Origin of the sequence: Methylorubrum salsuginis (assembly GCF_900114375.1) — a bacterium.
In the GTDB taxonomy this organism is placed as follows: Bacteria; Pseudomonadota; Alphaproteobacteria; order Rhizobiales; family Beijerinckiaceae; genus Methylobacterium; species Methylobacterium salsuginis.
Window position 1 is genome coordinate 45,848 of sequence record NZ_FOSV01000015.1, and the last position, 22,651, is coordinate 68,498.

A 22,651-nucleotide genomic window follows, 5' to 3' on the forward strand; every position below is an offset into this window, starting at 1 on the left:
AGCGCGGGTTTCTCCTCCCCCCTTGCGGGGAGGAGAGGCGCCACATCCTTTACCGCCGGCGCGGCGGCATATCGTATTCAGAGAAAGGATCGTCGTCTCATCGTCGTTTTTCGAAGAACGGACTTTCCCATCGACGCCGAAAAACGCCCGATCATTCCTTTGACGAAGCGCAAGCGCACGGCGATGATTTCACAACGCGCGGCGAGACTGGACGAAACACCCCGATCCCGCCTCCCGCGACTTCACACCATCATCGAACCCGAGCGACGACGCCCATGTCCATCCGTGCCTCTTCCGAGCCGATCCGCTTCGCCTACTGGGTGCCGAACGTCTCGGGCGGCCTCGTCATCAGCAAGATTCCCCAGCGCACCAGCTGGGACGCCGCCTACAATCGCAAGCTCGCCCAGATCGCGGAGGACGCCGGCTTCGACTACGCGCTGACGCAGATCCGCTTCACCGCCGGCTACGGCGCCGAGTACCAGCACGAATCGGTGGCCTTCAGCCACGCGCTGGCCGCCGCCACCACCCGGCTCACCGTCATCGCCGCGATCCTGCCCGGCCCCTGGAACCCGACGCTCGCGGCCAAGCAGATCGCCACGATCTCCGAGCTGACCGAGGGACGCATCGCCATCAACCTCGTCTCCGGCTGGTTCTCCGGCGAGTTCCGCGCCATCGGCGAGCCCTGGCTCGACCACGACGAGCGCTACCGCCGCTCGGAAGAGTTCCTGCGCTCCTTGCGCGGGATCTGGACCCAGGACAACTTCACCTTCCGCGGCGACTTCTACCGCTACAGCGACTACACCCTGAAGCCGAAGCCGGGGAAGCTGCCGGAGATCTTTCAGGGCGGCTCGTCGCGGGCGGCGCGCGACATGGCGGCCCGCGTCTCCGACTGGTACTTCACGAACGGCAACACGCCCGAGGGCATCCGCGCCCAGGTCGAGGATCTGCAGGCCAAGGCCCGCGCGAACGGCCATTCGGTCAAGGTCGGCGTCAACGCCTTCGTCATCGCCCGCGAGACGGAGGAGGAGGCCCGCGCCGTCCTGCAGGAGATCATCGACCATGCCGACCCGGACGCCGTGAAGGCCTTCGGCCACGAGGTGAAGAACGCCGGCAAGGCCTCCCCCGAGGGTGAGGGCAACTGGGCCAAATCCACCTTCGAGGACCTCGTCCAGTACAATGACGGCTTCAAGACCAACCTGATCGGCACGCCGGACCAGATCGCCGAGCGCATCGTCGTGCTCAAGGAGGCCGGCGTCGATCTCGCGCTGCTCGCCTTCCTGCACTTCCAGGAGGAGGTGAAGTATTTCGGCGAGGAGGTGATCCCGCGGGTGCGGGCCCTGGAGGCGGCGCGGGAAAAGCGCGCCGAGGCGGCCTGACGCCAAAACCCTCCCCCTCTGCGGGGGAGGGTCGAGTCGCGCGCATTCTTCTCTCACCTGCGGAGACTTTGATGACCATCGCCGTCAGCCCCACCACCGCCGAAGCCGGCAGCCGGCCGCAGGGCGTGCCCGGTCCCGCGCGGCCGAGCACGCCGGCCCACATCATCCGCGACGATGCCGAGGCGATCCGCGTCGCCCACGATCTCGCCAAGCGATTTCGTGAAGGCGCCTCCGAGCGCGACCGCAGCAACGCGCGCCCGCTCGCCGAACTCGACGCGTTCTCGCAGAGCGGCCTGTGGTCGATCAACGTGCCCAGGGCCCATGGCGGGCCGGAGGTGTCCTACCGGACGCTGGCGCAGGTGATCGCGATCCTCGCCGCGGCCGATCCGTCCATCGCCCAGATCGCCCAGAACCATCTCGGCATCGTCGCGGCGATCCGCACGGTGTCCGATGAGGCGCAGCAGGCCGAGCTGTTCGCCGAGATTCTGGCCGGCACCCGCTTCGGCAACGCCTTCTCCGAGAAGGGCACCAAGCGCGCCGCCGAGTTCGAGACCCGCTTCACCGATCACGGCGACCACGTGATCGTGCGGGGCAGGAAGTTCTATTCGTCCGGTGCGCTGCTCGCGCATCTCGTGCCGATCGTCGCCCTCGATGAGGAGGGCCGCGCATGGTACGCCATCGCGGATCGCGACGCGCCGGGGCTGACCGTGATCGACGACTGGTCGAGCTTCGGCCAGCGCGGCACCGCGAGCGGCACCGTCATCATCGACGACGTGCGCGTCGAGAAGCATCGCCTCGTGCCGGCCTGGCGCGGCTACGCGCATCCGAGCGCCGACGGCGCCATCTTCCAGATCATCCAGGCAGCGGTCGATGCCGGGATCGGCCGCGAGGCGCTGGACGACACGATCGCCTTCGTGCGCGAGAAGGCCCGCCCCTGGATCGACAGCGGCCAGGAGCGCGCCTCCGACGATCCCTACACCATCCGCGCCATCGGCGACCTGACGATCCGGCAGCACGCGGCCGAAGCGCTCCTCGACCGCGCCGGCCTCGCCATCGACGCGGCGGTGGCCAACCCCACGACCGAGAGCGTCGCGGCGGCGCAGATCGCCACCGCCGAGGCCAAGGTGCTCACCACCGAGGTGGCGCTCGTCGCCGCGAACACCCTGTTCGAACTCTCCGGCACCCGCTCGACGCTCGCCGAGCACAATCTCGACCGCCATTGGCGCAACGCCCGCACCCACACGCTGCACGATCCCGTGCGCTGGAAGGTCGCCATCGTCGGCAACCACGCGCTCAACGGCGTGAACCCGCCGTTCCACGCCTGGAGCTGACCCTCCCGAGCGGACCGTTCTTCTCGAAACTCCGAACGGCTGCGCCATAGGGGCGCGGCGAGCCGCCGGATCAACCCGGCGGCTCGCGGCGTTCCGCCTGCAGATTTCGATCCATTCCAGACTGGGCGCTTGCGGCCCGTCGGGTGAGCGGGACGGCAGGCATGACAGCACGCTCGACGCGGGACACGCGCTTCGATCCGACGCGGCGCGGCATCATGGAGGGCTGCGCCGCGCTCGCCACCCTCGGCGCGACGTTGCGGGGAAAAGCGGTCGCCGCGCCCGCGGCGGGCGATCCGCAGCCGCAGACCATGCCGGTCTCGCTCACGGTCAACGGCCAGCGGCACGACCTGACGCTCGACACCCGCACGACGCTCCTCGACGCGCTGCGCGAGCATCTCGACCTCACCGGCTCGAAGAAGGGCTGCGACCACGGCCAATGCGGTGCCTGCACGGTGCTGGTGAACGGGCGGCGGATCAATGCCTGCCTCTCGCTTGCCGCCATGCACGAGGGCGACGCCGTCACCACCATCGAGGGGCTGGCCCAGGGCGAGACCCTGCACCCGCTGCAAGCCGCCTTCCTGCACCATGACGGCTTCCAGTGCGGCTACTGCACGCCGGGTCAGATCTGCTCCGCCGCCGGGATGCTGTCGGAGATCGAGGCCGGATGGCCGAGCCACGTCACCGACGACCTGACGCGGAAGGCGTCCCTCTCGGACGACGAGATCCGCGAGCGGATGAGCGGCAACATCTGCCGCTGCTCGGCCTATCCCAACATCGTCGCGGCGATCCGCGACGCCTCCACCAAGATCTGAGGGGCGGCGCCCATGAAAGCCTTCGCCTACGAGCGCCCCGCCACGGTCCAGGACGCCGCCCGGCTCGCGAGCGAGCGCCCCAATGCCCGCTTCATCGCGGGGGGCACCAACCTGCTCGATCTGATGAAGCTGCAGATCGAGACGCCCGCCACCCTCATCGACGTGAACCGCCTGCCGCTCGCCGAGGTCGCCGACACGCCGGACGGCGGCCTGCGGATCGGCGCGCTGGTGCGCAATTCCGACCTCGCGGCGCATCCGCGGGTGCGCAAGGATTATGCGGTGCTCGGCAAGGCCCTGCTCGCGGGCGCCTCGGGGCAGCTCCGCAACAAGGCCACCACCGCCGGCAATCTGTTGCAGCGCACCCGCTGCTACTACTTCTACGATACGACCCAACCCTGCAACAAACGCGAGCCGGGCTCGGGCTGCGCGGCCATCGGCGGGTTCAACCGCATCATGGCGGTGCTCGGGACGAGCGAGGCCTGCATCGCCACCAACCCCTCCGACATGAACGTGGCGATGCGGGCGCTCGACGCGACCGTCGAGACGACCGACGCGCAGGGCGCTTCGCGGACCATCCCGATGGCCGCGTTCCACCGCCTGCCCGGCGACACGCCGCAGATCGAGACGACGCTCAAGCCCGGCGAACTCATCACCGCGGTGACGCTGCCCAAGCCCGTGGAGGGCGTCCACCTCTACCGCAAGGTCCGGGACCGCGCCTCCTACGCCTTCGCGACGATCTCGGTCGCGGCGATCATCGCCAAGGGGGAAGGCGACAAGCCGCGACTGGCCAAGCTCGCCTTCGGCGGCCTCGCCCACAAGCCCTGGCGGGTCGAGGCGGCGGAGGCGGCTTTGGTCGAGACCGGCTCGGTGGAGGCCGCGTCGGAGCGTGTGCTGGAAGGCGCCCGCGGCCACGGCTCCAACGACTTCAAGATCCCGCTCACCCGCCGGACGCTGCGCGCGACCGTCGCCGAAGCCCTTCGCGCCTGAGGCCCCGATCATGGATATGAACCAGCCGATCGGCATCACGCCGTTGGACCGGGAGGGCGGTCTCGTCGGGCGACCGATCGACCGCATCGACGGCCGCCTCAAGGTGACCGGCCGCGCGCCCTACGCCTACGAAATCCGCGACCTGAAGAGCCCGGCCTACGGCTTCGTCGTGGAATCCGCCATCGCCAAGGGCACGATCCGACGGCTCGACATCGACGCGGCCAAGCGGGCGCCGGGCGTGCTCCTCGTGATGACCCACGAGAACGTGCCGGAGCAGGGCGAGAAGAAGGAGCAGGTCTGGCCGCAATTGCAGGGCACCGAGATCCGCTTCCGCGGCCAGCCCATCGCCTTCGTGGTGGCCGAGACCTTCGAGCAGGCCCGCGCGGCGGCCGCCCTGGTGAAGGCGGATTATGCCAGCGAGAAACCCCAGGCCTCGCTGCGGGAGGCCAAGCCCCATGCGGTCGAGCCGAAGGCGATGCAGACGCCGCCGGATTCGACGCTGGGCGATTTCGACGGGGCGTTTGCCGCCGCACCGGTGAAGCTCGACGTGGAATACACGACCCCCGTGCAGATCCACGCCCAGATGGAGCCGCACGCCACCCTCGCCTCGTGGGAGACGGGGCCGGACGGTGAGCGGGTGACGCTCTACACCGCCAACCAGATGCTCAACCGGGGCCAGGCCTCCCTGGCCCAGGTGCTGAAGCTCAAGCCTGAGAACGTGCGGCTGATCTCGCATTACATCGGCGGCGGCTTCGGCTCGAAACTGCAGCCGCAGCCGGAGGCGACGCTCGCGGCTCTGGCTTCCAAGAGCCTGAAACGGCCGGTGAAGGTGGCGCTGACCCGCCAGCAGGAATTCCACGTCGCGACGCATCGCTCGGACACGATCCAGCGCATTCGCCTGGGCGCCGACCCGAACGGGCGGCTGACGGCCATCGCCCACGAATCGTGGTCGGCGGCCACACCCGGCGACGGCTTCTACGAGACCTCGGCCAACGTGACCCGCGCGCTCTACGCCGCCGAGAACCGCGTGACGCGGCATCGGCTGGCCAACCTCAACGTCCCCTTCGCCTCGGCGATGCGGGCGCCCGGCGAGGCGGTCGGCCAGCTCGCCTTCGAATGCGCCATGGACGAGCTGGCCGAGCAGCTGAAGCTCGACCCCATCGAGCTGCGCATCCGCAACGAGCCGGAGCAGGATCCGGAGAAGAAGGTTCCGTTCTCGACCCGCCAGTTGGTGGCCTGCATGCGCGAGGGCGCCCAACGCTTCGGCTGGGACAAGCGCGGCGCGGTCGGCGCGAGCCGGGACGGCCGGTGGCTCGTCGGCATGGGCATGGCGGCGGCGGCACGCCTCAACCCGCTGATGCCCTCGCAGGCCTCCGTGCGGCTCAACCCAGACGGCACGCTGACGGTGCGGATGGCGATGACCGACATCGGCACCGGCACCTACACCATCCTGGCCCAGATCGCGGGCGAGATGATGGGCCTGCCGGTGGAGCGTATCCACGTCGAGATCGGCGACACCGCCTATCCGAAGGCCGCCGGATCCGGCGGCTCGTTCGGCGCCGGCTCGGCGGGCTCGGCGCTCTACGTCGCCTGCGACAACCTCCGTCAGGCGCTGCTGACGCAAAGCGGCCTGAACCCGGAGGGTGCGACGTTTGCCGAAGGGCGCGTCACGTCCGGCAACCGCTCCGAGGCTTTGGCCGACTTGGCCGGCGCGCAGGGGGTCGAGGCCAAGGGCGAGATCAAGCCCGGCGCGATGAAGGAGAAGTTCTCGCAGCATTCCTTCGGCGCCCATTTCGCCGAAGTCGGGGTCGATGCCGATACCGGCGAGATCCGGCTGCGGCGGATGCTCGGAGTGTTCACCGGCGGGCGCATCCTCAACCAGAAGACCGCCCGCTCGCAGGCTCTCGGCGGCATGATCTTCGGCATCGGCGCGGCCCTGATGGAGGCGGCCGAGATCGACACCCGCAGCGGTCATTTCGTGAACCACGATCTCGCCGAGTACCACGTGCCGGCCCATGCCGACGTGCCGGCCATCGACGCCGTGTTCCTGCCCGAGCTCGACGACAAGGCGAACCCCTTGAAGAGCAAGGGGCTCGGCGAGGTCAGCATCTGCGGCGCGGGCGCGGCGCTCGCGAACGCGGTCTACAACGCCACCGGCGTGCGCATCCGCGACTACCCGCTGACCCTCGACAAGGTCCTCGACGGCTGGGAGGGCCGAGCCCAACGGCGCACCTGATCGGGGTTTCGAAAGGACGCGTCCTTTCGCGGGTCCAGGGCAGTGCCCTGGAAGGCTTACCGGATCGCCCCCGCATCCGGCGCCACGACGGCAAACAGATCGGCGAGCGCCGCGAGGCTCGCCGCCTGGAGCGCTGCGGCCGGGACGGTGCCGCCGTCCGGGCCCGGCAGGGCGCGGGTGGCGGTGGCCGCGGCGACGACGGTCGGGCGGAAGCCGAGGCTGAAGGCGCTGCGCGCCGTCGAATTCACGCACATATGGGTCATGAAACCGGCCACGATCACGTCCGCGACGCCCGCCGCCTTCAACCGCGCCTCGAGATCGGTGCCGACGAAGGCGCTCGGATAGGCCTTGGTGACGACGGCCTCGCCGTCCTTCGGGGCGACCTCGTCGCTGATCTGGCCGATCGGCGCGGTGACGTCGTAGGGCGAGCCGGGTCCGGCATCGTGGCGGACGTGGATCACCGGGATGCCGGCGGCGCGCGCCCGCTCCAGCAACGAAGCCGCCTCGCGGATTGCCGGCTCGACGCCTTCCAGCCGCATCACTCCCTCGCGGTAGGTGTTCTGCAGATCGATCAGCAGCAGGGCCGAGCCTTTGAGCGCAGCGGGCTCCGGCGGCAGGCCGGAGAGGCTGCGAAGCGTCGTCAGATCGGTCTTGAGATCGGTCACGGCGTGGCCTTTCGCGATGGGCGTTTCCGGCCGGGATGTGAGCCGAGACGGCACGCGGGCGCAACCGGACGAAAGTCGGTCGCCGCCGATCCCGGAACCGCATAGCGAGAGGATCGTCTTCCGCCGAAAGCCGGCATCCACCTTTCGGGACGATGCTCCGGGACGGGGATTCGGCTGGCCGAGCGGGCCGTCAGCTTCCGCCGATCCAGGCCAGCAACCCCTCCACCGAGCGAAAATCCTCCAGCGCATGGACGCGCGCGTCCGGCATCGCCGCGCGCCCCATGGTGGCCAGCGCGTGGCCGGGGCCGAGTTCGAGGACGCGGGTCGCGCCGAACTCGCGGGCCGCGTCGAGGCAGGCGGCCCAGTCGATGGTCTGCGCGATTTGGCCGGCGAGCTTGTCCAGGCCCTTGGCGGCATCGAAGACCGGCGCGCCGTCGAGGCCGCTCAGCAGGCGCGGACTTCCGGGGGGCGGGCGGTGCAGGCTCTCGCGGGCGAGCGCCTCGGCGAAGCTCTCGGCGGCGGCGGCGAGGCGCGGGGTGTGCGAGGGCGTGTGGACCGGGAGCACCACGGCCCGCCGGGCGCCCGCGGCGAGCACCTCGGTGCAGAGCGCGTCGAGGGCCGCGCGGGGGCCGCCGACGACGCCGCTGTCGGGGGCGTTGCGGATGGCGAGGTCGCAGGACCGGCGCTCCGCCATGGCCCGGATGGCGTCGAGGGGCAGGCCGCGGATGCCGGCCAGCCCGAAGCCCTCGCCGGAGGCCGCATCCATCGCCTCGGCGCGATGGGCGGCGAGGCGCAAAACCGCCTCGGGAGCCAGCCGCCCGGCCACGCCCCAGGCGGCGAGGTCGCCGATGCTGTAGCCGGCCACCGCCGCGCGGCCGGGTTGGGCCGCCGCGATCACGGCCCAGGCGGCGAGGGCAGCGGTGCAGCACAGGATCTGCCCGATGCGGTTCTCGTGCAGGCGTGGGCCGCCCGCGGCGGCGAGAGCGCGCGGGTCTTCGCCGAGCAGCGGCCGGGCCGCCGCGAACACGCTCTCGGCTTCCGCCCGCTCGGCCGTGAGGGCGAACATCTCCGGATGCTGGCCGCCCTGGCCGGAGAGGAGGAGGGCGAGGGTCACGGCGCCCGCTCGAGCTGATCCACGAACAGCGTCATGGCGAGCAGGTCGGCGGCGCCGCCGGGGCTGAGGCGGCGGGCGACGAAGGCGCGGTGCAGGGCTTCCGCCCGGTCGCGCCAGCCGTCTTGCCCGACCCCGCCGGCGGCGAGGAAGGCGGCGGACGCCTCGCGGGCGAAGCGGGCGCCGGCCTCGCCGCCGCGATGGAGCAGGTTGGTGTCGTCCAGCGCCGCGATCAGGGCGAGGCAGGCCTCGACTCGCGCGGCCTCCTCACCGGCCCGCGCGCGACGCCCGCGATGGAGCGCCGGCAGGCCGACCCGGTAGAGCGTCGGGAAGCCGGCCGCGGCTTCCGCCGGTGCCCCGCCGACGCGGAAGCGCCGCCGGGCCCGCGCGCCGGGGGCGTGCAGCAGAACAGGCCCGTCGAGGATGGCGCCGGCATGGCGCGCCCGCACATGGGCGCCGAGCGCAAAGGGGGCGGGCCTGTGCCCCGGCGCCGCCAGCGCCCCGGCGGCCGAAACCAGCAGGCCGAGACCGAAGATGGCGCCGCGATGGGTGTTCACGCCGCCCGTCGCCGCGCGCATCGCGGCCTCCGCAGCGAGGCCGATACGGCGAAGCTGCGCCATGGGAAGCCCCTGGGCTCCCGCCTCGGCGAGGTCGGCGAAATAGGGTTCGAGCGCCGCCGCGCTGGCCTCGAACGTCGCGGCCTCCATGTCGTCGTGGCTGCCGCTGTCGATCCGGCTGACGAGGCCGGGCTTGGGATAGGTGTCGAGTTCGAGCCGCAGGACCTCGACCGCAAGGCGAGCGAGGGCGGCCGGATCGCCGACGGCGGGGGCGAGACGGACCGGGCGGGCGCTCATGCGGCTCCGCTCGCGAGCGAGAGACCGGCCACGGCCCTCATTTCCAGCCGGTCGCGATGCTTCACCAGCACGTCCCCATTCCCGGCCTCGGTTCCGGCCTTCTGCCACTCGCGCCACTGCACCCCGCCGCCGTCGGGCAGGAGGATCTCGCCGTCGAGGCGCATCGGCGCCGTCGCGGCGAGGGCCGCGAGCTCGCCGAGGAAGGTGTTCGGCAAGGGTCCGGCAACCCGCCAGAGCAGGTCGAGGTCGGAGGTCGCCGTGAGGTAGGGCAGGCCGGTGAGTGCCTGCCACAACAGGCCGCCGAAGGGGCACGGGACGAGGCCGTGCCGGGCCCCGAGGGCGAGGAGCGCGTCCAGCGTCGAGTGCCACGCGGGCGGCGCGGCGGCACGCGTCTCGGCCAGCGTCGGCGCCGGGCAGGGTGTGAGGATTCCTGGGGGCAGGGCGAAGCCGATGCGCCGCTTGCCCAGCGTCGGCGGCAGCGGCAGGCCGAGCGGGACCCGGGCGCGATCCTCGCCGGGCGCGCGGCGGCGCAGGATCAGCGGCCACCCGGAAGCGGCCCAGCCGGGCAGCGGCGCGAGCCCCGCGAGGTCCGGCCGGGCGGCGAGGATCGCGGTCCAGGCGGTGGGATCGACCCGGACGAGGTCGTGGCGTCGGAGACGCGCGGCATCGATCCCACCCTGTCCCTCATCCTGAACTGCCGAGGGCAGCGGGCCCTCGGGCTCGGGTGGCGCGTGGGCGAAACACTCAGCCACCGCGGGCCTGCCGCACCACCCGCTCGGCGATCGCCTGCGCCACCGGGCGCCCGCCGCGCGCGCGGCCGAGGCGGTCGCGGATGTCGCCCGCGGGCAGATCGGCGATCAGGGCGGAAAGTTGCCCGTCGAGCGGCTGCGCGGGGTCGAGCACCGCGTGGACGGCACCGGTCGCCACCATGTTGTCGAGGCCCGGCGCGAAGACCGGGGTCGAGGTCGCCATGGCCTCCAACCTGTCGAGCGGCAGCTTGGTGACGCGGGCGACGGAGGGCAGGTCCATGACGCTCGGATGGGCGCCGGGAAGGGCGGCGAGCACGCGGGTCGCGAGGGCGGTGGCGATGAAGGCGCCGGCGGCCGAGTGGCCGTAGATCAGCCCCACCGTCGGATGGCCGAGGCGGTCGGCGAGCAGCAGCGTCTTGGCCAGATGCGCGAGGCACTCGTAGAGGCCCAGAAGCTCGTCGCGGCGACTCATGCGCTGGCTGTCGGAATCGACTGCCACGAGGATCGGCGCCCGAGAGCCCGCGCTTTCGCCGGCCTTGATCGCGTCGAGGACGGCGCGGGAGAGGACCAGCGCGCCCTCGACGCCGAGCGGCGTGTCGCCGTCGAGGCCGACGACGACGAGGCGGCCGCCGCCGAACGGGCCCTCGCCGGTGATCAGGCCGTCCGTCACGCCGACGGAATGGCCCGCGGGGAAGAGTGAGGCGAGGATCTGATCGAGCGTCATCTTACCGGGCATCGTGCGAAGCCTCCGGCACGCCGGCCGCGGTCTCGAGAAAAGCGGCGTCGGTCATGGCCGGCACCGCGTCCGGGTCGTTGATGCCCAGCCGCGCCCAGATCTCGGCGCCGTCGCGGCAATCGCCGAAGCGGGCGATCCGTGCCTCCAGCCGGGCCTGCTCGGCCTCCAGCGTGGCGCGATCGAAGGCCGGGGCACGGCCGATCAGGTCGAGGGCGGCCTCGCGGAAGGCCGCGACGGTGTCGGCCACGTAGGCGTCGGCCCCACCGGTGAGGCGGCGGTGCTTGCCGCCCATGGTGCGCCAGACCAGCGCCCGGTCGCGGGAATCGAATTCTTCCGCGCCCCGGTTGGTCTCGATCACCTCCGGGCCCGAGACCGAGATGCGCCCGCCCTCAGACACCGCGAGCCGGGCGCAGGTTCCGGCGATGAGGCCGCCGCCGCCATAGGCCCCGGCCCGGCCGCCGATCAGGCCGATCACCGGGATGCCGGCGGCACGGACCTCCGCGATCGCCCGCATCGCCTCGGCGATGGCGGTCTCGCCGGCATTGGCCTCCTGCAACCGCACGCCGCCGGTGTCGAACAGGATCAGCACGGCGGACGGCTTCCCATCCAAAGCCGCGCGCAACAATCCGACCAGCTTGGCGCCGTGCACCTCGCCGAAGGCCCCGCCCATGAAGCGGCCCTCTTGCGCGGCCACCAGCACCGGCCGCCCGTCGAGGCGCCCGCGTCCGACGACGATGCCGTCGTCGAAGGCGCGGGGCAGTTCGAACAGCGGCAGGTGCGGGCTCATCGCGCGCTCGGTCGGGTCGACGAATTCCTCGAAGCTGTCCGCATCGAGGAAGGCGGCCACGCGCTGGCGGGCGGAGGCCTCGTACCAGCTCACGGCATCGGCGGCTGCCATGTCAGGCCTCCATCAGGCGCACGCCCTGGAGCAGGCGCAAGGACACGGTGTCGGGGCGGGCGCCGCCGTCGTTGATGCTGATGCGCAGGCCCCCCGGCTGGGCGCGGGCGACGAAATCGGCCACCACCGCCTCCCAGACATCGCCGTAGCCGTTGATCGCGGTCTCGACCGCGACCTCACAGGCATCGGGCGGAAGCACCCGCTCCAGCAGCACTTCGAGGTTGCCCGAGGCCACGACCCCGGTGATCGCCGCCCGCTTGGTGCCGGGCAGGGGCTTTTGGATTGTGTGGCGGAAGGTCAGGGATTCCATCGGAGTCTCCGAGAGGAGGGCGCTCACCAGTTCCGGAACTTCGCGGGCGGCTCGTAGAGGCCGCCCGACCAGTGCACGAGGTCCTTGATCGAGCGCGCGGCCAGCAGCGAGCGGTCGGCATCCAGCGGCGAAATGCCGAGGTCTTCCGGCCGGCGGATGACGCCGCGGGCGCGCAAGGCTTCGACCTTGACCCGGTCGCGGCCCCGGCCGACCGGCGTGTAGCCGGCCACGCCGCGGATCGCCTGCTCGCGCTCGTCGGCATCGCGGCACAGCAGCAGGTTGGCGATGCCCTCTTCCGTGACGATGTGGGTCACGTCGTCGGCGTAGATCATGACGGGGGCCAGTTCGAGCCCGGTCTTCGTCGCGAGTTCCATCGCGTCGAGACGCTCGACGAAGGTCGGCACCAGCCCGTCACCGAAGGTCTCGACCAGCTGCACCACGAGCTTGCGCCCGCGCATCAGCGCCGGATCGCCCGACATTTGCGCCTCGCGCCCCGCCTTCATCCACGTGTCCGAGGGGTGGCGCCGCCCGTGCGGGTCCGAGCCCATGTTCGGCGCGCCGCCGAACCCCGCGACCCGCGACTGGGTGACGGTGGACGAGTGCCCCATCAGGTCGATCTGGAGCGTCGCGCCGATGAACATGTCGCAGGCATAGAGCCCGGCCGTCTGGCAGAAGGCGCGGTTCGAGCGGAGCGACCCGTCCGAGCCCGTGAAGAAGACGTCCGGCCGCTCGCGGATATAGCGGTCCATGCCGACTTCCGAGCCGAAGCAATGGACCTGCTTCACCCAGCCGGATTCGATCGCCGGGATCAGGGTCGGGTGCGGGTTGAGCGCCCAGTGGGTGGCGATCGTGCCCTTCAGGCCCAGCCGCTCGCCGTAGGTCGGCAGCAGGAGTTCGATCGCCGCCGTGCCGAAGCCGATGCCGTGGTTGAGGCGCTTTACGCCGTATTCGGCATAGATCCCCTTGATGGCCATCATGGCGATCAGGATCTGCGTCTCGGTCATCGCCGCCGGATCGCGGGTGAAGAGCGGCTCGACGTAGAACGGTGTGTCGGCTTCCACCACGAAGTCGATGCGGTCGCCGGGGATGTCGACGCGGGGCACGCGCTCGACGATCTCGTTGACCTGGGCGATGACGAGCCCGTTCTTGAAATGGGTCGCCTCGACGACGGTCGGCGTGTCCTCGGTGTTGGGCCCCGTATACAGGTTACCGTCGCGGTCGGCCGAGACGCCCGCGATCAGCGCGACCTGGGGCGTCAGATCGACGAAGTAGCGGGCGAACAATTCGAGATAGGTGTGCACCGCGCCGAGCGCGATTTTCCCGCCGTAGAGCATCTTTGCGATGCGGGCCCCCTGCGGGCCCGAATACGAATAGTCGAGGCGCCTGGCCACGCCGGTCTCGAACACGTCGAGATGCTCGGGCAGCACGATGCCCGACTGGACCATGTGCAGATCGTGGATTCTTTCGGGATCGCAGGCCGCCAAGCCCCGGGCGAGGCAATCGGCCTGCTTCTGGTTGTCGCCCTCCAGGCAGACCCGGTCGCCGGGGCGCAACACCGCTTCCAGCAGGTCGGTCACGCTCTCCGCCACCACGACCTTGCCCTCGGCGAAGGCTCGGCCCGCTTCGAGGCGCGCATCCCGCGCCGCCCGCTCGCTCCGCCAATCCGGCATCCGCATCCCCGAGGTATACGAAGGCAGCGAAAAATCCGGATCTCCGGATTTACAAGCCACCGTCTTCGTTAAAATTGTATCTCATATGGCCGCCTGTCAACGATCTCGCATACTGAATGCGAAAATCGGCAGGCCATTACGCAAGGAGGACGGCATGGAGGCGGGGGAGGGCGCCGAGGCGCGTGGACTGATTTCGGACCGGATCCGCACCGCGCTCGCCGACGCCATCGCCGGCGGCAGCCTCACGGCCGGCACGGCGCTCGACGAGCAGGAGCTCGCCGACCGGTTCGGCGCCTCGCGCACCCCCGTGCGGGAGGCCCTGCGCCAACTCGCCTTCGCCGGCTTGGTGGAGCTGCGCCCGCGCCGCGGCGGCGTCGTGGCCCGCACCACGCCGGAGCGCATCGCCGAGATGTTCGAGACCACCGCCGAGATCGAGGCGATGTGCGCGCGGCTGGCCACCTACCGGATCACGCCGCTGGAGCGCAGCCGCCTGATCGACCTGCACGAGGATTCCGCCGCGATGGTCGCGGCGGGCGACGTGGACGCTTATGACGGCTTCAACCGCGCCTTCCACGAGACGCTCTACGCCGCCACCCATAACGGGTTCCTGGCCGAGCAGGCGCTGGCGATCCGGGCGCGGCTCGCCGCCTTCCGCCGCACGCAGCTGCGCCAGCCCCACCGCATCGACGCCTCGCGGGCCGAGCACGGCGCGATCCTCGCCGCCATGGCGGAAGGCGACGGCGAGGCCGCCGCGCGGCGGATGCGGGCGCACATGCTCAACGCCTCGAGCGCGCTGGGGCGCTACGTCGCCGGGCAAGGGGACAGGCAAGGGGACAGGCAAGGGGACAGGCAAGGGACGACGGGCGAGTAACCGCGAACCGGAGACGATCCCGGAGCCGGGGCGGGTCGATGGTGGGCGCCTCACGCTCTACATCGCCCACCGGCCGCCGCGGCGGTCCGAACCTGGCGCCAGACGGCGCGATCCCGGCGCGCCGCCGCGCGTGACCGGGTGGGCGTACGGGAGATGACCGTGATCGTATCGTCGAAGGAGCAACCGTGAGGCGGATCGCACATATCTCCGACCTGCATTTCGGCCGGACCGACCCGGCCGTGGTCGAGGGGCTGGTGGACGAGATCAACGGCGATCCGCCCCACCTCGTCATCGCGTCCGGCGACTTCACCATGCGGGCGCGCCGTCGCGAATATGCCGAGGCGCGCGCCTTCCTGTCCCGGCTGGCCGCCCCCTGGGTGGCGGTGCCGGGCAACCACGACATCGCCCATTTCAAGCTGTTCTCGCGCTTCTTCCATCCGTTCCGGCGCTACCGGAACTACATCCACCCCGAGACCGAGCCGACTTTCCTCGACGACGAGATCGCGGTGATCTGCCTCAACACCGTGCGGACCTGGGCGCCGGAGACCGATTGGTCGCAGGGCAAGATCACCCGGTCGCAGATCGCCCGCACCGAGGGGCGGCTCGCCGCCCTGCCCGGAGGCGTCTTCCGCATCGTGGTCGGCCACCACCCGTTCATGCCGCCGCCCTGGGACGAGGAGGCGCGCCTCGTGGGCCGGGCCGACGAGGCGCTCGACGCCTTTCGCCGTCACGGCGTCGGCCTGACGCTGGCGGGCCATCTCCACCGCCACTATGCCCGCTTCGTCGCGGCGCCCGAGACCGGGGCCGAGCCCGATGCGGAATCGGTCGATCGCGGCCGCGCCGAGGCGCCGGGGACGCGCCTGCTCGCGGTCCAGGCGGGCTCGGCCACCTCGACGCGCCTGCGCGGCAACGAGCCCAACGCCTACAACCGCATCCGCATCGAGAACGGCCGGGCGAGCGTGACGGTGCGGCTCTGGACCGGGAGCGGGTGGGTGGACGCGGACGAGGCGCCTCAGTCTTCGTCCGGTTCGTCGTCGAGCCCGCTCGCATCGTCGAGCCAGAGGGGATAGGCCGCCTCGACCCGATACGGCCCGCCGCCGCGGGAGGTGCGGGCCGAGTACAGCGCCACGCGGGTCGCCGTGAAGGTCAGGGGCGGAAAGACGCCCGCTTCGCCGAGGTAGCGCGCCACCGCCCCCGCATCCGCCTCGCGGTTGAGGCGGGCCAGCGTCACGTGCGGGGTGAAGCGGCGGCACTCCGGCTCGGCGCCGGCCCGGCGGGCGATGCGCTCGTGCTCCTCTTGGATGTCGGCGAGGTCCGGCGTCAGGACCACCGAGGCGTAGACCGCCCGCGGCCGGTCGCCGCCGAAGCTCGCAAGCCCGTCAAGGGTCACCGTGAAGGGCGCGCGGGCGCGGGCCTCGGCCAAACCCGCGTCGAGGTCGGCCGCGAGACCGCCATCGACCTCCCCGAGGAAGCGGAGCGTCACGTGGTAGTCGGACGGCTCGATCCAGCGCGCGCCCCGCAGGCCGCCGCGGAACAGCGTCAGGCGCTGGGCGATCTCGGGTGGGATTTCCAGGCCGGTGAACAGCCGCGGCATCGCCTCAGCGCCCTCCGTTCCCGCTTGGCTTCAGCTTGTCCAAAAAGGTCTCGACGGTGGGCAGGATGCCGGCCACCACCGTCTCGACGCCCTTGGCGTTCGGGTGCAGCCCGTCCTCCAGGGTGTGGGCGCGGTTGCCCGTCACGCCTTCGAGGAAGAACGGGTAGAGGACGAGGCCGTGCGCCTTGGCCAGGTCGGGATAGATCGCGTCGAACCGGGCGCGGTACGCGGCGCCGAGATTCGGCGCGGCCAGCATCCCGGCGAGCAGCACCGGGATGCCGCGCTCCTTCAGCCGCACCACGATGGTCTCCAGCGCCTTGCGGGCGACGGCGGGGTCGGTGCCGCGCAGCATGTCGTTGGCGCCGAGTTCGAGGATGACGCCGTCGGTCCCGTCCGGCACCGACCAGTCGAGCCGGTCGAGCCCGCCCGTGGTGGTGTCGCCGGACACGCCCGCATTGGCGATCTCGACGCTGCGGCCCTTGGCCTTCAGCGCCCGCTCCAGCACCGCCGGAAAGGCCGCGTCCGAGGGCAGGCGGTACCCCGCGGTGAGGCTGTCGCCGAGGGCGACGAGCTTGATCGGCCCCTCGGCGGCCTGGGCGGCGCCCCCGAGCGTGGCGGCCGTGAGCGCGACCATTAGCAAGACCCTTTGCAGCAAGACCCTTCGCAGGCGCGGGCGGCCCCCCATATCGAGCCCGGACGGCGTCTCGCGCGGCAGACGCCGCCGTGAGACAAGCCGCGTCCAGAAACAGTCCCGGCCGGGCCGGGACGGAGAGCCTCTGCCCGCCGCGTTCCGGATGTCGTCCGCGATGTCGTTCGCGCTGCGCAAGGCCGCCGTCCTCCGTTCGGTCCCGTCCATCCCGGCTCCAAGATCGGTCCCTCCGCGATGTCGAACAAGGCCGTCTCCCTGTCGCAGATCGAGCTGAGCCTCGGGCGCGGCCCCGCGCGGGTCCATGTGTTGCGCGGCATCTCGCTCGATGTCGAGCGGGGCGAGGCGGTGGGCCTCGTCGGCCCCTCGGGCTCGGGCAAGTCGACGCTGCTCACCGTCATGGCCGGGCTGGAGCGGCCGGATACCGGGCGCGTCACCATCGCGGGCACCGACCTGTCCGGCCTCGACGAGGACAGCCTGGCGCGTTTTCGCGGCCGCAACATCGGCATCGTGTTCCAGGCCTTCCACCTCGTGCCGACCCTGACGGCCCTTGAGAACGTGGCGCTCCCGCTCGAACTCGCCAACGCCCCCGACCCGCACGGGCGGGCGGCGGCGGAGCTGGAGGCGGTGGGTCTCGGCCATCGCCTCAAGCACTATCCGGCGCAGCTCTCCGGCGGCGAGCAGCAGCGCGTCGCCATCGCCCGGGCGCTCGCGCCCGATCCGGCGATTCTCGTGGCCGACGAGCCCACCGGCAACCTCGACGAGGCCACCGGCCGCCAGATCGTGGACCTGCTGTTCGGGCTCAAGCGCGACCGCGGCGCGACGCTCGTCCTCGTCACCCACGATCCGGGCCTCGCCCGGCTGTGTGATCGCACCGTGGCGCTGCGGGCCGGCCGGATCGAGCAACCGGCTGCCGTGTGATGAGCCCTCTCGACGACGAGGCGTGGGATGCGTGGTCTCCCTGCGAACTCGGCCAGCGCCTCCGCGGAGCAACTTTCCCGTGGTACGTCGCAGGCGGATGGGCACTGGATGTCTGGCATGGCACGCAAACGCGCCCGCACGAAGACTTGGAGTTCGTCGTTCTTCGCAAGGACGCCAATCATGTCCGCGCCATTTTGCATGATGTGGATTTTTTCACTGTAAAAGACGGAGCGATTGAATATCTGCCCCCGTCGGCCGACCTGCCAAGCGATGTCTGGCAGCTTTGGGGCGCGGATCGGCGACAAGGTTGCTGGCGTGTGGACCTGATGATGGAGCCAGGGACGCCGGACCTATGGATTTATAAGCGCGATCATACAGTACGGATGGCGCGTTCCGACGCCGTTCGTGTGAGTCAGGCAGGTATTCCATACCTCGCACCGATCATCGTTCTGCTGTTCAAAGCCAAGCATTGCAGGGAAAAGGATCGGAACGATTTCGATTTTTGCCGCAAGAGACTTTCAACTCAAGAGAGATATCAATTATCGGCCTGGTTGAAGGCGCTGCATCCTGGACATGATTGGATCGAAAAATGCGATCCAGCGAAGGAATGATCACGGCGTGGCACGAGCGGGGCTTCCGCCTGAGATGCGGCGGCCAAGCCCCCCATCCGCCCCACGACAGCATGTTGCAGGATCGACTTGAGCGAGTTTCGCGCCCCGCGCCGCCAACCATTCCGTTCGCGAAAGCGCCGGCTCGGTAGTCCGCACGGTGCATTCGCACGCGATCAATGACGTTTGACAGGGCGTGAAGATTGACGGTCCGGTTACGATAACCGACGGATATAGGGCACAATAATTCCGAAAACCGGGGCAGTGACGATGCCGAAGCGGAGGAGCGCGCGTTCTGCCGGTCTCGGCCTCGCCTGCGCGTTCGCCCTGCTGCTGGCGGCGGGGCCGGCATGGGCGCAGATCCGCATCCCCGACGCGCCCGACCCGCTGATGGCGGGGATCGCGATCCCGGCCTCGGCCCCGGAGCGGGGGATGTGGTCGGGGGTCCATGCCTGGCCGCTCATCGCCATGCATGCGGCGCTGACGCCATCGGGCTCGGTGCTCACGTTCGGCGCCCCGCCTGGCGAACAGCGCCAGGACGGGCGCGTGTTCGACATCTGGGATCCGGACCGGGGCCTCGGCAGCGCCGCCCACACCCTCCTGCCGAACGCCGAGGCCGTGGACAGCTTCTGCGCCAGCGCCACCACGCTGCCGAGCGGGGCCATGCTGATCTCGGGCGGGGCCGGCTACGATTCCGGCCTGACCTCCAAGGAGAGCGCCGCCTTCGATCCGGCCCGGCGCACGGCGAGCGCGATGGTCTCGCAGCTCCTCTTCCCGCGCTGGTACGGCACCCTCATCACGCTGACCGACGGGCGCGCCCTGATGGCGGGCGGTGGCAAGCCCTACGCGCCGGGCGTCTACGACGTCGCCGGCAGCCTGAAGCGCGGCGAGGTGTCGATGACCCCCGAAACCTACGCGCCGGGTTCGGGCTGGCGGCTTCTGAGCCGTGCGGGGAGCCGCGACGCGTTCGGCCCCGATCTCAATCGCTGGTGGTACCCGCGGATGTGGGTGGCCCCCCGCGGGGCGGTGTTCGGCATCTCCTCGGACCGGACCTGGCTGCTCGATCCGACCGGGGCAGGGGCGATCGTCACCTTTCCGTTCAAGACCGCGGCCGATGCGAACACGCGGCCCAATATCGGCCCGACCTCGACGGCGGTGATGTACGACACCGGCCGCATCCTGCAGGTTGGCGGCAACGGCTACAGCAACGGCTATCCGATGCCGTCGAGCAACCGGGCGACGGTGTTCGACCTCAACGGCGCGCGGCTGACCACCACCGACGTCGCGCCGATGACCCATCCGCGCCAATGGGCCAACGCGACGGTGCTGCCGGACGGGCGCGTCGTCGTCACCGGCGGCTCGCGCTACGCCGACAACAACGGCACCGACGCGGTCACCGAGGCCGAACTCTGGAACCCCGCCACCCGCGCCTGGACGCTCGGGGCACGCGCCGGCACCTACCGCGGCTACCACTCCACCGCGATGCTCCTGCCCAACGGTACGGTGCTGTCGGCGGGCGGCGGCGTGAAGGGGCCGGTCGCCAACCTCAACGCCGAACTCTACTATCCGCCTTACCTGTTCACCCGCGTGAACGGCCGGGCGGTGCTGGCGTCGCGGCCGAAGCTCGCCACAATCAGCGCCAGCCAGTTCGGCTACGGCAGCTCCGCCACGGTCGAACTCGCCACCGACGGCGCGATCGCCCGCGTGGCGCTGATCGGCCTCGCCTCGGTGACGCACAGCTTCGATTCCGGCCAGCGCTCCCAGCGCCTGAGCTTCACGCAGGACGGCCGCACCCTGCGCATCGCGATGCCGGCCCATGCCGCCCTCGCCCCGCCGGGCTATTACCAGCTCGTCGTGCTCGACCGGGCCGGCGTGCCGTCGCGCGGCGTCATCCTCGCCATGGCGGCGGCCCCGCCCCAGCCCCGCGGGGTCGCGCGCTATTCCAGCCTGCGCCCGGTCGCGAGGCCCGATCACCGGATGCGGCTCGCCGGCTCGCGCGTGGCGTTGAGCCCCGCCGACGCCGCGGCCGACCGGCTCGACGGCGCCTTCGTGATGCGGGCGGGCCTCGCCGACCCGGCCTGCGTCTCGTTCGAGGCCCGCCGCTACGGCGGGCGCTTCCTGCGCCAGTGGAGCCGGCAGCTGCGGCTGAGCCCGTTCGACCGCAGCGCCGGCTATCGCGACAACGCCACCTTCTGCCCGCAGCCGGGCCTGTCCGGCCGCGGCACCTCCTACACGCTGAAGGCCGAGCCCGGCACCTTCCTGCGCGCCCGCGGCACGCAGCTGTGGCTCGACCCGTTCACCCCGGGCGAGGCCTACGCCCTCGCGGCGAGCTTCGAGACGGTGGACATCGCACCGTAACCCTCTCGCAGGCGAGCGGAGCCGTTCCCACATGCACAGCCGACCGCCCGCCGATGCTCCGTCGGGCGCGGAGGGGAGGGGACGATGGGACTACTCGACGGACTTCTCGGACATGGCAGCGACCTCGCCGCCGGCGAGGTCGATCAGCAGCTCGCGGGCGTCCTCGCGCCCGGCGAGAGCGTGCGCGTCGCCTTCAAGGTGATCCGCGACCTGATGGTCTTCACTGACCGCCGCCTAATCCTCGTCGATCGCCAGGGCATGACCGGCCGCAAGGTCGAGTATCTCACCGTCCCCTACCGCGCGATCACCGCGTTCTCGGTCGAGACCGCGGGCAGCTTCGACATGGATTCCGAGCTGAAGATCTGGGTCTCGGGCCGACCCGATCCGATCCAGCGCACGCTCAAGCGCGGCGCCGACATTTTGGGAATCCAGCAGGCCATCGCCGGCTCGCTGAAATAGGCTGCTCCGAGAGCCGGGCCCGGCGATCTGAGTTTTCGGGCGCTTTGCCCCGCCGCTTGCCCGGCGGGAGCTTCGACAGGGGGAGATCAGTCCCACGCCACCCCGCCGTGGCAAAGCACGAACTCCTGTATCAATGTCTCAAAGGCGGAGCGGGTTGAGGGCCGGTCCAGGAATTGCCTGAAGCCGGACCCGATGTTTTGAAATGGTGGCAGGCCGGCTTCGTGCGGTGCGAATCAGATTCGCGATTGATCGAATGCGTTGCCCCTATGAGCTTGAGTACAGATCCGAAAGGTGAGTGCCAGCTTTCAGAAAACACCGATGCGGCGCAAGAACATAGAGTCTCATCTCGGTTTTCATATTCAGGACGACCCTCCAGATCATTCTCAAGATTTCTGTAAATCTCTCCATTTCTGCAAGCGCCCGATAATGAGGATGGCGAGAAATATTGATACGCCGATAATCGATGCGTAGATCTTGCTCGGCTCCCAGACAAGGCAGTAAACGTTCGATCCGGGATCGTGGCGGATCATCATGGTAATGGGCGCGGTTAAACCGATAGATGCGGCGGACAGAACGTCCATAGCAATCTGTTTCGCCAACGACTTGAGGTCGGGTACTGCCATCGAATCCGTCCGTCTCGTTGGGCACCTCGAGTCTAACGAGAATCGATGAAGCGGTTGTTATTGTCGGTTGCCGGGCGCGTGTCGTCCTCCCGTATGTCGATCCGGCGCCCGCTCTTGCCTTCCCGCCCAAAACCTCCTACAGGCCCGGCCTTCGTATCCGCTCCGGCCGGGGGCTGAACGGACGGTGCCGCTTGCGGCATAGGGTTCTTGCAGAAAAAACCCGTCGTCCGGTGTCTCCGCCTTCGATCAACCGCTCGGGCCATCAAACGGCTCGAAGGGCTTGGCGCCGAGAGGATGCGAGTTGAGCCGGCCCGACTCCGCTTGAATCCGCGGTCCGGGCCTCCTTTGTCGTTGGATAAGGCCCGAAAATGCCTCTCTACGAGCACGTCTTCCTGGCGCGCCAGGACGTGACGTCCCAGCAGGTCGAGACCATGGTCGAGACCTACAAGGGTGTCATCGAGGCGGGTGGCGGCACGATCGAGAAGATCGAGTCCTGGGGCGTCAAGTCCCTTGCCTACCGCATCAAGAAGAACCGCAAGGCGCATTTCACGCTCCTCAACATCTCGGCTCCCCCGGCGGCTCTCGCCGAGATGGAGCGCCAGATGCAGATCTCCGAGGACGTGCTGCGCTTCATGACCGTCCGCGTCGAGCAGCTGGAGGCCGAGCCTTCCGCGATGATGCAGAAGCGCGACCGCGACGACCGCAAGGATCGCGACCGCGGCGACCGTCCGCGTCGTCGCGATGACGATTTCGGCGGCGGCTTCGGCGGTGACCGTGGCGACCGCGGTGATCGCGGCGGCGACCGGCCCGAGCGCAACTTCGGCGGGGAGAACTGA

At 70.5% G+C, this 22,651-nt stretch carries 23 protein-coding genes; 12 read left to right on the forward strand and 11 right to left on the reverse strand.

Annotated features, from left to right (window positions below):
- Positions 1-275 precede the first annotated feature (275 nt).
- The 5 genes from sfnG to BM140_RS16945 all read left to right on the forward strand — a co-directional run bounded on the left by sfnG (position 276) and on the right by BM140_RS16945 (position 6,742).
- The gene (gene sfnG / locus BM140_RS16925) at positions 276-1,376 is read left to right on the forward strand and encodes a dimethylsulfone monooxygenase SfnG (protein ID WP_091948925.1); all 1,101 of its coding nucleotides are present in this window, start codon (positions 276-278) and stop codon (positions 1,374-1,376) included.
- A gap of 71 nt (positions 1,377-1,447) precedes the next feature.
- Positions 1,448-2,707 carry an SfnB family sulfur acquisition oxidoreductase gene (locus BM140_RS16930; RefSeq protein ID WP_091948928.1) on the forward strand — a complete coding sequence of 420 codons (1,260 nt, stop codon included), beginning with the start codon at positions 1,448-1,450 and terminating at the stop codon, positions 2,705-2,707.
- A 161-nt stretch (positions 2,708-2,868) separates the two neighbouring features.
- Entirely contained in the window at positions 2,869-3,519 is a 651-nt protein-coding gene (paoA, locus tag BM140_RS16935) for an aldehyde dehydrogenase iron-sulfur subunit PaoA (protein WP_091948931.1), read from the forward strand.
- Between the two features lie 12 nt (positions 3,520-3,531).
- Complete coding sequence (locus tag BM140_RS16940; protein WP_091948934.1) at positions 3,532-4,506, forward strand: FAD binding domain-containing protein; 975 nt, start codon at positions 3,532-3,534, stop codon at positions 4,504-4,506.
- A gap of 10 nt (positions 4,507-4,516) precedes the next feature.
- Positions 4,517-6,742 carry a xanthine dehydrogenase family protein molybdopterin-binding subunit gene (locus BM140_RS16945; RefSeq protein WP_091948939.1) on the forward strand — a complete coding sequence of 742 codons (2,226 nt, stop codon included), beginning with the start codon at positions 4,517-4,519 and terminating at the stop codon, positions 6,740-6,742.
- Positions 6,743-6,798: 56 nt separating this feature from the next.
- Here the strand turns inward: BM140_RS16945 and BM140_RS16950 are convergent, their stop codons facing one another.
- The 8 genes from BM140_RS16950 to mdcA all read right to left on the reverse strand — a co-directional run bounded on the left by BM140_RS16950 (position 6,799) and on the right by mdcA (position 13,735).
- The gene (locus BM140_RS16950; protein ID WP_091948942.1) at positions 6,799-7,407 is read right to left on the reverse strand and encodes a cysteine hydrolase family protein; all 609 of its coding nucleotides are present in this window, start codon (positions 7,405-7,407) and stop codon (positions 6,799-6,801) included.
- A gap of 190 nt (positions 7,408-7,597) precedes the next feature.
- Positions 7,598-8,521, reverse strand: a complete 924-nt coding sequence (locus BM140_RS16955) for an acyltransferase domain-containing protein (RefSeq protein ID WP_091948944.1) — start codon at positions 8,519-8,521, stop codon at positions 7,598-7,600.
- Positions 8,518-9,372, reverse strand: coding sequence for a triphosphoribosyl-dephospho-CoA synthase MdcB (gene mdcB, locus BM140_RS16960; RefSeq protein ID WP_091948947.1), 855 nt, complete (start codon positions 9,370-9,372; stop codon positions 8,518-8,520). The genes BM140_RS16955 and mdcB overlap by 4 nt, the downstream gene beginning before the upstream one ends.
- On the reverse strand, positions 9,369-10,043 hold the full coding sequence (gene mdcG / locus BM140_RS16965; protein ID WP_091949180.1) for a malonate decarboxylase holo-[acyl-carrier-protein] synthase: 675 nt from the start codon (positions 10,041-10,043) through the stop codon (positions 9,369-9,371). Before mdcG ends, mdcB begins: the two co-directional genes overlap by 4 nt.
- A gap of 73 nt (positions 10,044-10,116) precedes the next feature.
- The gene (gene mdcE / locus BM140_RS16970; RefSeq protein WP_091948950.1) at positions 10,117-10,845 is read right to left on the reverse strand and encodes a biotin-independent malonate decarboxylase subunit gamma; all 729 of its coding nucleotides are present in this window, start codon (positions 10,843-10,845) and stop codon (positions 10,117-10,119) included.
- A gap of 1 nt (position 10,846) precedes the next feature.
- On the reverse strand, positions 10,847-11,755 hold the full coding sequence (locus BM140_RS16975; RefSeq protein ID WP_091948953.1) for a biotin-independent malonate decarboxylase subunit beta: 909 nt from the start codon (positions 11,753-11,755) through the stop codon (positions 10,847-10,849).
- Between the two features lies 1 nt (position 11,756).
- Positions 11,757-12,065: a malonate decarboxylase acyl carrier protein gene (gene mdcC / locus BM140_RS16980; RefSeq protein WP_091948956.1), complete on the reverse strand. Its 309-nt coding sequence runs from the start codon at positions 12,063-12,065 to the stop codon at positions 11,757-11,759.
- Between the two features lie 23 nt (positions 12,066-12,088).
- A complete protein-coding gene (gene mdcA, locus BM140_RS16985; protein WP_091949183.1) occupies positions 12,089-13,735 on the reverse strand; it encodes a malonate decarboxylase subunit alpha in 1,647 nt (548 codons plus the stop codon).
- 154 nt (positions 13,736-13,889) lie between these two features.
- Between mdcA and BM140_RS16990 the strand changes: the two genes are divergently transcribed.
- Together BM140_RS16990 and BM140_RS16995 are read left to right on the forward strand one after the other, a co-directional pair.
- Positions 13,890-14,606: a GntR family transcriptional regulator gene (locus BM140_RS16990; protein WP_091948959.1), complete on the forward strand. Its 717-nt coding sequence runs from the start codon at positions 13,890-13,892 to the stop codon at positions 14,604-14,606.
- A 185-nt stretch (positions 14,607-14,791) separates the two neighbouring features.
- The gene (locus BM140_RS16995; RefSeq protein ID WP_091948962.1) at positions 14,792-15,676 is read left to right on the forward strand and encodes a metallophosphoesterase family protein; all 885 of its coding nucleotides are present in this window, start codon (positions 14,792-14,794) and stop codon (positions 15,674-15,676) included.
- Here the strand turns inward: BM140_RS16995 and thpR are convergent.
- Together thpR and BM140_RS17005 are read right to left on the reverse strand one after the other, a co-directional pair.
- Complete coding sequence (gene thpR, locus BM140_RS17000) at positions 15,619-16,200, reverse strand: RNA 2',3'-cyclic phosphodiesterase (RefSeq protein WP_091948967.1); 582 nt, start codon at positions 16,198-16,200, stop codon at positions 15,619-15,621. The two genes, BM140_RS16995 and thpR, sit on opposite strands and share 58 nt — an antisense overlap.
- Before the next feature lie 4 nt (positions 16,201-16,204).
- Positions 16,205-16,834 carry an arylesterase gene (locus BM140_RS17005; protein ID WP_091948970.1) on the reverse strand — a complete coding sequence of 210 codons (630 nt, stop codon included), beginning with the start codon at positions 16,832-16,834 and terminating at the stop codon, positions 16,205-16,207.
- Positions 16,835-17,083: 249 nt separating this feature from the next.
- Between BM140_RS17005 and BM140_RS17010 the strand changes: the two genes are divergently transcribed.
- From BM140_RS17010 to BM140_RS17025, 4 genes are all read left to right on the forward strand, one after another.
- Entirely contained in the window at positions 17,084-17,767 is a 684-nt protein-coding gene (locus BM140_RS17010) for an ABC transporter ATP-binding protein (RefSeq protein WP_091948975.1), read from the forward strand.
- Positions 17,767-18,378: a nucleotidyltransferase domain-containing protein gene (locus tag BM140_RS17015; RefSeq protein WP_091948979.1), complete on the forward strand. Its 612-nt coding sequence runs from the start codon at positions 17,767-17,769 to the stop codon at positions 18,376-18,378. The genes BM140_RS17010 and BM140_RS17015 overlap by 1 nt, the downstream gene beginning before the upstream one ends.
- A gap of 267 nt (positions 18,379-18,645) precedes the next feature.
- Positions 18,646-20,733 carry an AbfB domain-containing protein gene (locus tag BM140_RS17020; RefSeq protein ID WP_131803865.1) on the forward strand — a complete coding sequence of 696 codons (2,088 nt, stop codon included), beginning with the start codon at positions 18,646-18,648 and terminating at the stop codon, positions 20,731-20,733.
- Between the two features lie 84 nt (positions 20,734-20,817).
- Entirely contained in the window at positions 20,818-21,192 is a 375-nt protein-coding gene (locus BM140_RS17025; protein ID WP_091948987.1) for a PH domain-containing protein, read from the forward strand.
- A 383-nt stretch (positions 21,193-21,575) separates the two neighbouring features.
- On the opposite strand, the gene BM140_RS25475 is transcribed toward BM140_RS17025, so the two are convergent.
- Positions 21,576-21,815, reverse strand: coding sequence for a hypothetical protein (locus BM140_RS25475; protein WP_131803867.1), 240 nt, complete (start codon positions 21,813-21,815; stop codon positions 21,576-21,578).
- A gap of 368 nt (positions 21,816-22,183) precedes the next feature.
- On the opposite strand from BM140_RS25475, the gene rpsF reads away from it, so the two are divergent.
- The gene (gene rpsF / locus BM140_RS17030; RefSeq protein WP_091948990.1) at positions 22,184-22,651 is read left to right on the forward strand and encodes a 30S ribosomal protein S6; all 468 of its coding nucleotides are present in this window, start codon (positions 22,184-22,186) and stop codon (positions 22,649-22,651) included.